Below are 13,826 nucleotides of genomic sequence, written 5' to 3'. Positions count from 1 at the left end.
TTACTTTCCACCAGCCTCTATTGCGCTAGACTTTTTCTTTTTAGAAAACACTAGTGCGCATGTAACTCTGTATAAGAATCTTAAAATCAAAACAACTACGAACATTGCGCAAATACTTAGTGCCACTGAAGCTTGCGGAGAAACTGGATGATCAAGTTCCAAGTTCATAACGTACATGCCCAATAAAACGCCAGCAATACCAACCGCAACTCCAACAGCCACCATACGCCCAACAGTGCGCGCAACCAATCTTGCACTGGCTCCAGGAATAACAAGGTATCCAATAACAAGAAGTACGCCAACAGCCGAAGATGCAGAAACTACAACAGCTGCAATTGCAACGTTTAGAACAATATCTACAAGTAAAGTATTAACACCCATTAAAGGAGCACTAGCGCGGTCAAACGCAACAACAATCTGCTTCTTCCAAGTTAGCGCAAGCAATGCGATTGCAAATAAACAAATAAGCATTGCTTGAGTCATTCTATCGTCTGTAACATCTAGCAAACGTCCAAACATAAGTGATTCAAGCTGACCAGACATATCTCCCTTTTTAAGAGATATTACGATTCCAAGCGCAAAAAATGTTGTTAAAACTGTTGCAATTATTGACTCGTTGATTTTTTGAGACCTAGATGCCCACACAAGAGCTGCGACCAGAAAAATTGCGCAAATCGAAGCTCCTGGAATGATTTGCCCAATTCCTCCATACAACGCTCCAACTACGATTCCAGGAAAAATCCCATGAACCAAAGCCTCCGCATTAAACTCGGCGCATCTTAAGTTAACAAACACGCCAACTATTCCGCTAGCAACCGCAAGAACAATAAGAAGGCAGAAAGGCCTAAAAATGTAGGGAGCGGACGCAATAAAGTCAAATCCTGGTATAGGCTCGAGGATTTTGCGCAAAGACTCAACCAATTCAGCTAGCATTGGATTCGTCTCCTAAAGCAGAATCTAACGAATCATTTAACGAATCATCTTTGTTTGCTAATTGATTCAAAGTAAGACCCGCACTTGCAGCTGGCATACTTCCGCCATAAGCCAAAGATATGTTTTCTTTAGTCATGACTTTTCTAAGAGGTCCAAAAGCCACTTGACGACCAGCCAAAAGCAGAGCTTTTTCGCAAATCGCGTCCGCGATTACCAAGTCGTGAGTAGACACAATAAACGAAATCCCATCTTCTTTAGCGGACTTCATAATATTGAGCAACTCTTTTCGATTCGGCTCGTCTAATCCATTAAAAGGCTCGTCTAAAAGAATCAACGTAGGTCGCGCAACAATAGCGCGTGCAAGCAATATTCGCTGACGCTGTCCTCCAGAAAGATCACCAAATCTAACATCTGCCCTATTTAGCAAACCAACATGATTAAGAGCGCTCTCAACAGCTTTTTTCTGGCTTTTTTTAAGCAAACCCAGGAATCCAGTTTGCCTGCTTAAGCCCATTGCTACAACTTGACGAGCGGTGATTGGAAAAGTCAAATCCAAATCAACTTGTTGAGGAACGTAGCCTATAGAAACCGTTTTTGGCATTGTTAAGCTTCCATTACTCACTCGCACAATACCAATAATCGCCTGCAAAAACGTTGTTTTTCCAGAACCATTAGGCCCAATCAAAGCTAAAGCCTCTCCAGCTTCTACACTTCCGTTAAGACCAGTAACAACAGTTTTATAACCGTACGCTAAGTCGCAATCTTTCATTGCGAGAACGCTCTTATTCACTATAAATTAGCCTTCTTTTAACTACTTTTGTAACTACTTCTTGTAACTACTTTTGTAGTGATTTATTATTTTCAGCTACTTCTGTAGCTACATATTAACTACTTTTTTAGCGCATCTTTTACAGATTCTGGAAGGTCTGGAATTTTACCATCCCAAGCCTTAACAAGAGTCTGAACGTTGTGAACAATAGAACCAATATATGTCTCGCCAGCCGAGCCAACTGGACCAAGCGAATCGCCGTAAAGCGCATCGTCTCCAATAATCGCCTTTACTCCTGCAGCAGCAGCAACGGCCTTAATTGACTTGGAATTGTTGGAGTTTTCGGCAAAGATTGCTACAGCACCAGACTTTTTAACAGCTTCTGCAGCTTCCTTAATATGGTCTGCGGTTGCGTCTTGCTGGCTGTTAAAGTCAGAAAGCGCTGCGCCAATAAACTTAACGTTGTAGTCGCGCGAGAAGTATCCGAATGCGTCGTGCGAAGTAAAGAGTACGCGATGTTCCTGCGGCACACTGTTCAAAGCTTCCGTAGCCCAAGAATCCAAATCAGTAAGCGACTTAACAAACTTTTCAACATGCTCGTCGAAGATTGACTTGCTTTCTGGAAGAGCCTTGCCAAGGAAGTTACCAATATTCTTGACTTGAATCATAGTGTTCTTAGTGCTGGTCCAAATATGTGGATCATACTGGAATTCTGGCTCCTTCTCGCCTTCTTCTGGTGGGAATGGCCACTTTTCGGCATGAACCTTTTCAACACCGCGGTCAATCTTGTAAGGAAGATTCTTTTCTTTAGCAGCTTGCGCTTTGGAATCCTTGATTTCGTCTGCGGTAAGAATGCCCGAAGTTACACCCATTGTGCCCTTAAATCCAGTAGCTTTTACAGCCTGATCTAAGAAGTGCTCAAGATCTACTCCAGAAACAAGCATTAAATCTGCTTTAGAAAGCGCTTTGGATTGGGCTGGAGTCATCTCGTGCTCGTGAGCAGATGCGTTTGGAGCAAGCAAGCATGTAAGGTTGATTGTTGACTTTGCTTTGTTTGCTGGCGCGCCAATCACAGACTTTTTGCCTTGAGAATCGGTTTTATTAAGGCTTAATCCAGATTTTGCATCTGCAGTGGATGCGATTTGAGTTACGTAATCGCAGATTTGCGTGGTTGTTGCAACTACGTTTACTTGATTGCCGTTAGTCTTTTGATCTGCTGTCTTAGCTGTTGATCCACATGCGCACAAGCCAACAGTTAGCAAAGCGGCGGTGGCTGCGGTGGCAAAAATTCGTGCAGTTTTCACTATTTTCCTTTCCGGAATCTATGAATTCACATTATTGAAATTCACATTATTGCAATTTTTCTTGTGTTTTCCTATGCACTTTAACTTGTGCTATCTTTTTTAATCTTGTAATTAGGAAAGATTATCGTTAGCAATAACGCTTTAAGCATAGAGAAAATAAAAAGCTTGGTCAATAAAATCACAAAAAATTATCGGAATTTTTTATAAAACAGCGTGTCGCAATTTTTTTGTTTGATATAATTGCGATTTTTCTTGCGACCTTTCTTGCGATTTGCCAATAAATGATGTATAGGAACGCAAAATTGTCACTACTATCAAGCAATAATCACACATAATCAACAATCGCACACAATCAACAATCGCATATATTCACTAGAATCGTAAATATGACTCCACTTCTAAACACAGCCAGTATAGATGTAAAAGATGCTAGCAAATGCTTAAAAAAACCAAACGAATCGAGCAATAAGTACTCTAGAGGCGTTCTTGGATTAATAACAGGATCAAACGCATACCCAGGAGCGGCTGTTTTAAGCACAAAATCTGCATCACGCAGCAACATTGGCATGGTTCGCTACGCGGGGCCATTTAGAGCGCAAAATCTTGTTTTACAAGCAGTTCCAGAAGCCGTTGTTTCAGACTGCTTGCAAGGAAAAGTCAATGCTATAACTGTTGGATCTGGAATCCCAGATTATGAGCATTGCAATGATGATTCAACAAAATCGCAACGAGACTATATTTTAGACTTGCTTAAACCATATAGCGCACATAGCGCATGTAGCGCACAAAATCAAGAAAACACAAACCTACCGCCTGTATGCGTAGACGCTGGAGCGCTTGATTTACTGCCTAAAAAAGTTTGTGAAAAAGTTGTTTTAACTCCTCATGCTTTAGAATTAAGCAAGCTATTAAAACGTTATAACCTTGATTTTAGCGCGGAAAATATTGCAAAAAATCCTGTAGAATTCGCTCAAAAAGCGGCAAATCTTACTGGAGCAACTGTTCTTCTTAAAGGCTCTACAACTGTTGTTGCGTCTGCAAAGAACTTGAACTTGCCAATATTTACTTGCAAATATGGGCCATCTTGGCTTGCAACCGCAGGGTCTGGAGATGTTCTTGCTGGACTTTTAGGCGCGCTTCTTGCACAGAACAATTGCGAACTAAATCAAAACGCAAACTACGCATTAATCGCAGCGAGCGCGGCTGTAATCCATGGATTGGCTGCAAAGTTGGCTGCAAAGTCGTATGAAAAGTTAGACGCAAAGTCGTATGCAAAAAGTGTTTACAATTGCGAAAATTACGAAAATTACAAAAATTACGAAAATATTGAGCATCCAATAGTCGCAAGCGATATTATTGATGCATTGCCTTATGCTCTTGGATTTTTAATGAATCTTGATTAGTGAAAGAAGAAAAATGACAAGCGAAAATATCAACACAAATAAAAATGCAGAATCTGTTGAAATTCACGACGTAATGTTCGATTATTGCAAAGTTTTGCTCGAGTGGAATTGCAGAAATTGCTTGCAAAAACAGTTCCCAGATTTGGTAGACACGATTTGCCCTAATGGCACTTTTGGAAAAGACGATTTGGCTGGATTTTATGAGTTTGAAGACCGAATGGACGGCGGCGAACTACTAAAAGACCTTTTGCCAGAATACGATAGGCGATTTGGCAAGGATCTTAGCAACGCTTTTCAATGGTATTGCGCACACTACGATCAAGTTCTTACACGCATGATGCCTGGAATGGTTGATTTATTGCACGATTTGCGCAAAGCTGGCTACGGCGTTTGGGGATTGACTAACTGGTCTAAAGAAACTTTCCCACTAGCATTGCGTAAATTCCCAGAATTGAACACACTTTTACAGGGTACGGTTATTTCTGGCGTTGAAAAATTGCATAAGCCACAGCCCGAAATTTTTGAGCTTGCTATGAGCAGATTTGGGTTAAAACCGCAAACAACTGTTTTCTTCGACGATAAGCCAGTAAATATCGATGGCGCGCATAACGTTGGAATGCATGGGTTTGTTTTTACTACAGCGCAAAAAGCTAGAGAAGATTTGGCATCGCTGGGCGTTAGATTATAAGCGTTAGATTATAAGCGCTAAGCCAAAGTCGCAAGATTATAGGCGTTAAATATAGGCATTAATCGCAAGATTATAGGCGTTAAATATAGGCATTAATCGCAAGATTATAGGCGTTAGTTTATAGTTGTTATAGTTGTAATAGTTGGAAATAGTCAAGTATAAAAAATAGTCAAGTATAAATCCCAAAAATCGGAAGGCTCTTAATAATGACGCTGCTGCAATTAAAGTACATTGTGAAAATCGTAGAGTGCGGATCTATGAACGAAGCTTCGCATGAACTCTTTGTTTCACAACCAGCGTTAAGCTCTTCCGTAAAAGAGCTAGAGCGAGAGCTTGGAATTGAGATTTTTACAAGGTCTTCTCAAGGAATTGCATTAACGGTTGACGGAGCTGAGTTTTTAACATACGCGCGCCAAGTTTTAGACCAAGCAGATCTGCTAGAAGAGCGATACAACAGCACTAAGCCTAGAAAACAGCTTTGCAGCGTTGCGACTCAGCACTACATGTTTGCCGTTGAGGCTTTTGTAGACATGATTCGCAGCATTGATTCTAACGAGTACGAGTTTTCGCTCAGGGAAACGCGCACAAAAAACATTATTAATCAAGTGACTTCAATGCGCGCAGATCTTGGTTTGCTTTATCTTTCCGACTACAACAAAGACGTTATTGGAAAAATGCTTCGAGAAAAGCATCTTGAGTTTCATCCGCTTTTCCGCGCTAATTTGCACGTTTTTATTTCTAGGAATAATCCGCTCGCAAATCGCAAGAAGCTTACTTTGGAGGATTTGCGACCATATCCGTTTATTCAGTACGAGCAAGGAGAAGACGGGAGCTTCTTCTTTACAGAGGAAGCGGTATGGCCTCAACATCCGCCTAAAAAGATTAATGTTACAGACCGCGCAACCATTTTGAACTTTATTATTGGCCTTAATGGTTTTACGATTTGCACTGGAATCGACAATGGCGATTTGAACAACGAGAAAATCGTGACCATTCCGCTGGATTGCGAAGAAACAATGCTCGTTGGGTGGATTAAGAATGAGCGCACGAATCTTTCTCCTGCAGCACTTGCGTATCTTTCTCAACTCGAATCTGTGCTAATTAAACACGGGTATCAGGTTATAAATAGAGCTAAGTAGACGGCTACGTAACAAAACTGCGTAATGAAGCTACGCGTAGCACTGTGCGATAAAACTGTGCGTAGAACTTTGTTAGCATAGCTACAGATTTTGCAATTAGCCCTTATTTTGGGTCATTAACACGAATGTGAGAATGATTGCATGTGCCCCCTGTGGGATTCGAACTATTGAGGGATTTACCATCTAGCACTAGAAAGATGTAAAAAAACCATATGATAGAATCGAATTGAGAGCTGGGGCTCCCCCTTACCCTTGACCCTTCACGGGGTGGGTTTGGGGAAATGACCAGCTCTTTTGTAATAGTTAATTTTCCCGTTTTCTATTATGCAAACGCAATTTAGTTTCGTATCTTCTCTAGATAAACGTTTTTGAAGAATAGTATTTATTGAAGCCCCTGTTACATTGGATATTCTAAAAAATAACGCTATAATGAATGTAACGCGAGGGCCTCGCAGCTGCCGTTTACGTCAGATTGTTAGTCGAGGGGTTCCTCGCAATTTTCATTCTAAGCATATTTTCTAGGGTTATAGGTTCTAGGGTTATAGACCAAAATTTATTTTTTATTCGTCTAATGGATCAACTTTACGCGGCAACCCTAAATCGTCTGCTATATCGTCATGTATATCGCCGCACTCATAAGGCTCTAGCAGGTTATATGCTTCGATTAACAACTCTTTAGGCGCACTCTTGTGCAGCCACGCGTCTACTAAATAAATATCAATTGCAACTGACGGTTCTCCTGCGTCAATAGCATCATTAGCAAATTCTTTGGAAAATTCACTCATATATGGCTCAGCATAGGGACGAAGTTTTTCAGCCATGTCATAACAAAGTTTCATCATATCCATTAGCTTTTCACCCCTCTCTTATCTTCCACAACTGAGAACAAGGTATTAACGCGCATACTTTTAATTGCTTACCACCTTTTGCAAGGTAGCTAAAATCTGATAGTTGTTAATTTAATATAAAATTTATTCTTTATTCATCTGGTGAATGAACTTTACGCGGTACACCTAAATCGTCTGCTATATCGTCATAATCATCGCCGCATTCATAAGGATCTAGCAGGTTATAGGCTTCTATTAGCAACTCTTTAGGTGCGCTCTTGTGCATCCATGCTTCTACTAAATAATAATCAATTGCAATAGACGGTTCGCCCGCTCGAATAGCACTATTGGCTGCTTCTTTAGAGAGCTTATCCATGTTAGGTTCTGCATATGGACGGAGTTTCTCAACCATGTCATAACAAATTTTCATCATATCCATTAGCTTTTCACTCCTCTCTTATTTTCCACAACTGAGAACAAGGTATTAACGCGCCACCCTTTTTTCTTTTCTCGCTCAATCGTTGCAAAAAACTGAAAAACGTGGGGTGCTCCTCAGACTGATGTTCCAGTCTTGAAAGCTGGTTGCCGAGGTCCCCACGCTGGTTATACTGTATCACAATATTTATATAGTATCACCCCCGCGTATGCGGGAAAGACTCGATTCGCGTCACTTCTACGCGCGATGTATTAGGATCACCCCCGCGTATGCGAGAAAGACTGGAAATACTTGTTGCGATTGCAAGTCTACTGGGGATCACCCCCGCGTATGCGGGAAAGACACAAATGGCTTGGAAAATATGAAAATTGACGTGGGATCCCCCCCGCGTATGCGAGAAAGACTCCTTATTGTCTTTTTATTCTGGCTGGTTATCGGGATCACCCCCGCGTATGCGGGAAAGACAGTGCTGCATACAATCAAAGAATGTACCAGATGGGATCACCCCCGCGTATGCGGGAAAGACCATATCGTACCGTTATTATTCCAGAGTTTCCAAGGATCACCCCCGCGTATGCGGGAAAGACATGTTGATTTGGCTAAAGTTTCATATCGTACCGGGATCACCCCCGCGTATGCGGGAAAGACTTTCAACATTTTGTGTTTCAACAGGCGTAATAGGGATCACCCCCGCGTATGCGGGAAAGACTTTTTAACCTTTCTAATAAAAAAACTAGGAAAGGATCACCCCCGCGTATGCGGGAAAGACACTTAAAATCCCAATAAAAATGGCCATTTCCATAACAGAAACAGTCAAATTTCATTTACTTTTCAAATTCAACCTATCACAGAACATGGTACAACAGTATTTTATTTTTATGAAATAAATTTTAACAATCCTTTCAAATTAAAAACAAGATGCGCTGTTAGTCTAGCGTCCAGAAGAGCTCTATGCGGAACGGATTCAGAAATGTTGTATTCGTGCAGCACCGTCTTTAGCTGGTAATTTTTTAAAAATTTCTTTTCTTTCTTTACAAAACGAGAGATATCAAAAATTTTATTAATTAAAAGAGAATCGTCAAATCTTTCACCTAATGAAGATAAAGCAGAATTCAAAAATGACATATCAAACTGTATATTGTATCCAAGTATCGGTAATTTTCCGATAAAATCAATGAATTCTCTTAATGCTAAATCTAATCCTACACCATAAGACTCAAGCATATTAGTTGTAATACCAGTTAGCTCAATAATTTTATTAGGAATAAAATTATTTTTATTAAAATTACTAACGCTATCGCAATTAATCTTTATTAGTTTTTGGAATTCTTCAATTTTCCCATCAATGAACTTAACGGCTCCAATTTCAATGATTTTATCAACTTTGCTATTTAAACCCGTAGTTTCGCAATCTATTACAACAAAATTCTTACTTATTTTACCAATAAAATCTTTCCAGTAATCTGTACAAGTTATTTCTTCATTATTCGTAGTAAAGTTTGCAGTTCGAGAAATATTATCGTAACTTAGATTACTAATATTCTCATTTGTAAGATTATCTTCAATTTTATTAGAAGTAGTATTAATACTTTTACGCCTAGCATTTGAAAATTTCCTTGCGTTATGAAAATGTGCTGCATCGCTAAATCCATGTTTAATAGCGTTTTCTAATGTATCAACTGTTGGAATACGTACCAGAGGTAATCCATCCGAATAAACCACTTCACGATGCGAATGGATAGTCTTAAAATCGTAGCCAATTTCATTTCTGGAAGAAAAACTCATTGTTGCAACACCATTTCCAACACTGTTTTCTATACGCTTCCATAATTCTTCACGGATTCTACTGTTAAAATTGCCGACATAAACGCCTGTAGCTATTTCTTGCATCCACTTGGTTAAATCACCTCTTAAAGATAGTGGGCAGTTAGTCATCGTAATCACAGTTAACGGCATATCAATTCACCTCACTGTAATTTACGCCAGAAGCTACTAGAATTTCCTTATCGTCCCAAAGATGTATTACATCAACAGTAATTTGATCGTCAATCGGTATTTCAAGAAGATTTTGTATGTCATTAACAATACGAGACATTATGTTGCAATTTGCGAAGCAATCACGCATTTTCAAACGCATTAACCGTTCAATATCATCGTCGAATTCACACTGAGAAGCAATTTCAAAAGATGCAGGAATAGTTAATTCAGCTTTATATAAGTCTGCAATATCGTATACTAGAGAAAGATCATGGCCAGTATGCACGAAACCTAATCCAGGCGCTAAACCTAAAGCAGATATTATGCTATGCACTAAACCGTATAGGCATACGTTACCTACAGACAATGCTTGATTAACAACAGTACCACTTTCAAAATCATCGACTTTATAATCGCGGCCATTCCATTGAACATTGTATTTATTAGACATCTCCCTATATATGCTTCTTACACGAGCTCCTTCTCGACCTCTTAATTGTTGCATAGTATATGACGATATATTTTCATTAGGGAAACGCATTTGATACATTTTTCTCGCAACACTCAATCTAGACCTATTATTCGTAACAAGTTTTGCCTGTTTTTCCAACAATCTTGAGCTTCTTGACAATGCTCTACCATGAGCATAATTGCGAACCCCATGCTCACCAACCCAAACTATGCTTGCGCCAACATCTCCAAGTAATTCCATTGCCCTATGAGTAATCTCCGTGCCAGGACCTAAAAGTAAAACGCCAATCATTGCAGCAGGAACTCTTATAGTTCCATTTGCATCAAAGACTGTAACAGCACTATCAAGACGATTAATTTTCGCATGCTCTACGTATATAAAACTCACTCTGTCGCTTATACGTGGAAGCTCTGATATTTCAGCTTTTTGAGCACCGAATTTCTTTTTCATACTGTTACAGCCTTTAATAAAATAGCGTCATTTATTTAATTACCTAAAGGAATTACTGTCATCATTCCAAAGCCATACGCTTTCTTTTTGCCAATTCCTTCTAGCAGTGTTTTACGCATAGTGTCTGCATCGTTAATTGTTAAAATACCTTGATAAACAGCTTTACTTAATCGAATAGGTTTTTCTGACTTTGTAAATAAGCTATATCCACGTTCAACAATAGCGAATTCATTTTCGTTCAACGAAAAACCTAATTTTTGTGCGCGATTAAACAAAAAATTCATCTGCTGATCATAAGTAACATGTGGTACTACTCTACCTCTAGTAGTGCGAGTTTCAGCATTATCAGAAATAGAAACAACAGGGTTAAGCGTCACACGAAATTGCATTCTCATGCCATTCATTAGTGAGTCTAAAAACTTATCATAAGTTTTACTTGACGCTGTTCCTGCAACACCATACATCTCTAGACGTTGCAAATCTGGTTTAGAATCACTTACGATAAGCAAGTAATGTTTTCCATGCAAAACATCAACTCTCCATAGCTTTCTGATTCTTTCATGATTCTCCCATTCGTAGGGAAAACTTTGCTCAACCCAGTTATGAAAGGCACCAACAGATTTAAGATCTCTCAATGATGAGGGCTTTTTATAATCAATTTCAACTCTGCTTAAATAAGACATTTAAGACTCCAATCCAGAAAAAGCATCATGCTCAGCAATAAAATCTCCAGTAGATTTCACATGCTTACTATCTGATGAAATACCTTCCGAATCCGAATTATTGTGGAGAATTCTCTTAATAGGTATTCCCATTTTTGACTCGTAACGAAATCCGAATTTTCTTTCCTTGTTAGAGAAAGAATTAACGAAATCCTTGCGTAATCTACGAACTGATTCCTGAATTTTATAAGTACTAGTATCGTCTTTGACTAATTCTGCTGCAGCTTTATCTACTAAATCAGAATCAGCGTATAAGGATATAAATACTTCATTGCACGATTCAATAGAAGACTCTGATGCTTCAGATAGTCTAGAAGTATTAAATCTTTTTTTAGACCACTTGTTTGCAAGCCACTCATACGTTAATAATGCTTGAATTACTCCGCAATCTTCTACGCCTAGAATAAAATCAGCTGTAGGAGGCAATGATCTTCTGCCTAAACTAGATTGAAAATACGGCGAGCGCAACGCATCGTTAATACTGTAAATAAGTTGCTCATTATCGGATCCTATTGCAACTAGGAATATGGCATCTTCTAGATAGTAACGATTTGTAACGTAATTTTTTTCAAAGTCACCGTTAGGCTTATATTTTGCAGCAATATGATAATCTCTAAGCAAATTTCCTTGCTGATCTATTCGTACTGCAAAATCTAAATCATTAAGCTTTGCAATCTCTTCATCACAATCTGTGCTTCTTCTATATCCAAAAGCTGCAGCAATCATACCTACTACCGCACTTTTAGATGGATAGTAGTCTGTGTGACGAGTCTCAAAATGCGAATCCGTACCCCATGATTGCAACGGTCCAGAAAACTTCAGTAATAAACTTTTCATAAGCTTCCTAACTATTAAACACTAAATATCAACTAATAAGTGTTATTTATTAAGGAATTTACTGAAGAAATTCGGAGACTTTAGAAGAAAAATCATCCAATAATTGCTGCATACTTTGCTCTTCCACTCCTAATTTAAGATTCTCATTTGAAGAATCCATTGTTACATAGAATGATGCAAGTGGCTTATTGACGAATTTTTGAACTTTTTCGTATTCTTGAGATAGTTTCTCAATAGATTTTGAAACATATCCGTCTTTTGCTTTTACTGGATCTTCAAATGCGCTCACTAAATTCACTGGTCTGTCATCTCTTAAAGTTACCACCAGCATTTGCGGCAAAGTTTGATTCGCAAAAGTATTTGCTTTTCCAGTAGGCATAGCGTTAGCGAAAGCTTCAATAAAAAGTCTAAGAGCATTAATTGTAGATTCTTTGTTATCGCTCAACTGATGGCTAAACTCATGTACTGCCACATTTGCATAACGATAAAGCGTTGAAGAATTAAATTCTATTGTTCCAAGCATTCCAGCTCCAGCATTATCCTCAGTAGATAAATCATCAACAGCAGTATAGTAATCAAATTCAGCACGAACAGCGTGAGTGGAAATTGCGTGAGCAACTTGAGAAGAAGCATCCTCATTAAGCGATGGATCGTCTGCAAGCATGCGACCAAATAAAGCAATATCAATAGGTGGATTATCTTTCAAGATTTCTTGCAGTTGCTTCTTGTCAGTAACATTATTGATTGCTGCTTGCGCTAGAGAATTTGCTTGAGTCTCTCCTAAGAAGAATAAAGCTTTTGCTGTAGGAACTATTTCATCATTATCTTTTTTAGTTTTAACGCCAGCATTATTTAACGTTTTATTTGCTAAATCTAATGCTTCTTGCTCAGATAATTCTGGTTTTAATGCAACAATTTTATCTGCAACGTACTTAACAATGTTTTTGCTTCGTATTCCAACATTAGAATCTCCGCTGTGTTCTTTGAAATATTCGCGCATTGAGTGCTTCCAGCATTGAGAGCTTACTCTAGCTCTAGTTACACCGCCATATTGAGCAGTTTTTGGACTACCTGCATCATCGCGATTAATATTGCATGGTGGAACAGCTTGGATTGCTTGAATATCTAAGAATAAATGAGCGTCCATTGTTTTGCCTTTCTAAATTTTAGTTAATTGTTTAATAACGTTGTTTTTGAAATATGTAATTTTTAAAATATGTGATATTGCTAAAAAGTTATTGCTACTTGCTTAAGCGATAATATTCTTGCGCCCAGGAAAGTCTTACTTTTTCTGAATCTTCAAACTGAAGTAAATATAAATCGCGTGCTAGTTTAGAATAATCAATCGCTTGTTGATTTTCTTTTGTTCTGCTTTTTAGTAGTCGAACTAGTTGACGAAGGTAATAGTAAAAACTTTCGTAATCGCTTGCAGTAATCATAACACTAAAGCGTCTATCCATCGCTCCACGCACACCTTCGTCACATCTTAGTGCTCTTAAAGCTGTTCCCATATTGTTATAAGATTTTTCATTTTCTGAATCTTCAGATTTGTTCAAATACTTATAACTTGATTTTTCTACACTACCTTGTTCATACAATGCGTATATTTGCAAAGTGTTTATAACAGATCGCATTTGATAGCTAACTTCACCATATTTATTGATAAAGCTTTCTGGAACATTGCTTAGTATCCATGGCCATATTTCTACAGACTGACTTAATGGCTTACCAATTGTGTTGCGTAGTTGAGCAAGCATAGCTCGCCTTGATGCAATATCTGAGCCATTCAAAAATTGATTGATAATTTTTCTAACAGCATTAGATACTTCAACAGATTTGCTTTGATTTTCAGCCATAATAGCCTCCTTT

14 protein-coding genes and 1 CRISPR repeat array are annotated in these 13,826 nt (G+C 38.6%); of the genes, 3 read left to right on the top strand and 11 right to left on the bottom strand.

Annotated features, from left to right (window positions below; genetic code table 11):
• The 3 genes from NYP65_RS00710 to NYP65_RS00700 form a co-directional block, all read right to left on the bottom strand.
• Positions 1-933 carry a metal ABC transporter permease gene (locus tag NYP65_RS00710; protein WP_473410467.1) on the bottom strand — a complete coding sequence of 311 codons (933 nt, stop codon included), beginning with the start codon at positions 931-933 and terminating at the stop codon, positions 1-3.
• The gene (locus NYP65_RS00705; protein ID WP_248901566.1) at positions 923-1,702 is read right to left on the bottom strand and encodes a metal ABC transporter ATP-binding protein; all 780 of its coding nucleotides are present in this window, start codon (positions 1,700-1,702) and stop codon (positions 923-925) included. The genes NYP65_RS00710 and NYP65_RS00705 overlap by 11 nt, the downstream gene beginning before the upstream one ends.
• A gap of 119 nt (positions 1,703-1,821) precedes the next feature.
• Positions 1,822-3,006, bottom strand: a complete 1,185-nt coding sequence (locus tag NYP65_RS00700) for a metal ABC transporter solute-binding protein, Zn/Mn family (RefSeq protein WP_018617515.1) — start codon at positions 3,004-3,006, stop codon at positions 1,822-1,824.
• A gap of 386 nt (positions 3,007-3,392) precedes the next feature.
• Between NYP65_RS00700 and NYP65_RS00695 the strand changes: the two genes are divergently transcribed.
• The 3 genes from NYP65_RS00695 (at position 3,393) to NYP65_RS00685 (ending at position 6,236) form a co-directional block, all read left to right on the top strand.
• Positions 3,393-4,409: an ADP-dependent NAD(P)H-hydrate dehydratase gene (locus tag NYP65_RS00695; protein WP_346284386.1), complete on the top strand. Its 1,017-nt coding sequence runs from the start codon at positions 3,393-3,395 to the stop codon at positions 4,407-4,409.
• Between the two features lie 13 nt (positions 4,410-4,422).
• Complete coding sequence (locus NYP65_RS00690) at positions 4,423-5,097, top strand: HAD family hydrolase (protein ID WP_004132454.1); 675 nt, start codon at positions 4,423-4,425, stop codon at positions 5,095-5,097.
• A gap of 206 nt (positions 5,098-5,303) precedes the next feature.
• Entirely contained in the window at positions 5,304-6,236 is a 933-nt protein-coding gene (locus tag NYP65_RS00685) for a LysR family transcriptional regulator (protein WP_016784841.1), read from the top strand.
• Between the two features lie 560 nt (positions 6,237-6,796).
• Here NYP65_RS00685 and NYP65_RS00680 read toward each other — a convergent pair.
• From NYP65_RS00680 to casB, 8 genes are all read right to left on the bottom strand, one after another.
• Positions 6,797-7,084, bottom strand: coding sequence for a hypothetical protein (locus NYP65_RS00680; protein WP_346284387.1), 288 nt, complete (start codon positions 7,082-7,084; stop codon positions 6,797-6,799).
• A 130-nt stretch (positions 7,085-7,214) separates the two neighbouring features.
• Entirely contained in the window at positions 7,215-7,502 is a 288-nt protein-coding gene (locus NYP65_RS00675; RefSeq protein ID WP_346284388.1) for a hypothetical protein, read from the bottom strand.
• 190 nt (positions 7,503-7,692) lie between these two features.
• A CRISPR array of direct repeats spans positions 7,693-8,268; the repeat unit is 28 nt; unit sequence GGATCACCCCCGCGTATGCGGGAAAGAC.
• Between the two features lie 107 nt (positions 8,269-8,375).
• Positions 8,376-9,455, bottom strand: coding sequence for a type I-E CRISPR-associated endoribonuclease Cas2e (gene cas2e, locus NYP65_RS00670; protein ID WP_004132157.1), 1,080 nt, complete (start codon positions 9,453-9,455; stop codon positions 8,376-8,378).
• Position 9,456: 1 nt separating this feature from the next.
• A complete protein-coding gene (gene cas1e, locus NYP65_RS00665; RefSeq protein WP_415697639.1) occupies positions 9,457-10,398 on the bottom strand; it encodes a type I-E CRISPR-associated endonuclease Cas1e in 942 nt (313 codons plus the stop codon).
• A gap of 35 nt (positions 10,399-10,433) precedes the next feature.
• Positions 10,434-11,081, bottom strand: coding sequence for a type I-E CRISPR-associated protein Cas6/Cse3/CasE (gene cas6e / locus NYP65_RS00660; RefSeq protein WP_004574564.1), 648 nt, complete (start codon positions 11,079-11,081; stop codon positions 10,434-10,436).
• Positions 11,082-11,957, bottom strand: a complete 876-nt coding sequence (cas5e, locus tag NYP65_RS00655; RefSeq protein ID WP_018637825.1) for a type I-E CRISPR-associated protein Cas5/CasD — start codon at positions 11,955-11,957, stop codon at positions 11,082-11,084. It abuts the gene before it with no gap.
• Positions 11,958-12,015: 58 nt separating this feature from the next.
• Positions 12,016-13,104, bottom strand: coding sequence for a type I-E CRISPR-associated protein Cas7/Cse4/CasC (gene cas7e, locus NYP65_RS00650; protein WP_115761639.1), 1,089 nt, complete (start codon positions 13,102-13,104; stop codon positions 12,016-12,018).
• A 94-nt stretch (positions 13,105-13,198) separates the two neighbouring features.
• On the bottom strand, positions 13,199-13,813 hold the full coding sequence (gene casB, locus NYP65_RS00645) for a type I-E CRISPR-associated protein Cse2/CasB (RefSeq protein ID WP_004132148.1): 615 nt from the start codon (positions 13,811-13,813) through the stop codon (positions 13,199-13,201).
• Positions 13,814-13,826: the final 13 nt, after the last annotated feature.

Source organism: Gardnerella sp. c12Ub_1 (assembly GCF_055804375.1).
Note: the sequence above shows the minus strand (reverse complement) of the source record. Positions and strands in the feature narration are given on the sequence as shown.

What these genes read in the sequence shown, in the direction of transcription:
- cas6e (WP_004574564.1), bottom strand. Translation starts at nt 11,081, where the DNA reads ATGTCTTATTTAAGCAGAGTTGAAATTGATTATAAAAAGCCCTCATCA.
- cas5e (WP_018637825.1), bottom strand. Translation starts at nt 11,957, where the DNA reads ATGAAAAGTTTATTACTGAAGTTTTCTGGACCGTTGCAATCATGGGGT.
- cas7e (WP_115761639.1), bottom strand. Translation starts at nt 13,104, where the DNA reads ATGGACGCTCATTTATTCTTAGATATTCAAGCAATCCAAGCTGTTCCA.
- casB (WP_004132148.1), bottom strand. Translation starts at nt 13,813, where the DNA reads ATGGCTGAAAATCAAAGCAAATCTGTTGAAGTATCTAATGCTGTTAGA.
- NYP65_RS00695 (WP_346284386.1), top strand. Translation starts at nt 3,393, where the DNA reads ATGACTCCACTTCTAAACACAGCCAGTATAGATGTAAAAGATGCTAGC.
- cas1e (WP_415697639.1), bottom strand. Translation starts at nt 10,398, where the DNA reads ATGAAAAAGAAATTCGGTGCTCAAAAAGCTGAAATATCAGAGCTTCCA.
- NYP65_RS00680 (WP_346284387.1), bottom strand. Translation starts at nt 7,084, where the DNA reads ATGGATATGATGAAACTTTGTTATGACATGGCTGAAAAACTTCGTCCC.
- cas2e (WP_004132157.1), bottom strand. Translation starts at nt 9,455, where the DNA reads ATGCCGTTAACTGTGATTACGATGACTAACTGCCCACTATCTTTAAGA.
- NYP65_RS00675 (WP_346284388.1), bottom strand. Translation starts at nt 7,502, where the DNA reads ATGGATATGATGAAAATTTGTTATGACATGGTTGAGAAACTCCGTCCA.
- NYP65_RS00685 (WP_016784841.1), top strand. Translation starts at nt 5,304, where the DNA reads ATGACGCTGCTGCAATTAAAGTACATTGTGAAAATCGTAGAGTGCGGA.
- NYP65_RS00705 (WP_248901566.1), bottom strand. Translation starts at nt 1,702, where the DNA reads ATGAAAGATTGCGACTTAGCGTACGGTTATAAAACTGTTGTTACTGGT.
- NYP65_RS00690 (WP_004132454.1), top strand. Translation starts at nt 4,423, where the DNA reads ATGACAAGCGAAAATATCAACACAAATAAAAATGCAGAATCTGTTGAA.
- NYP65_RS00710 (WP_473410467.1), bottom strand. Translation starts at nt 933, where the DNA reads ATGCTAGCTGAATTGGTTGAGTCTTTGCGCAAAATCCTCGAGCCTATA.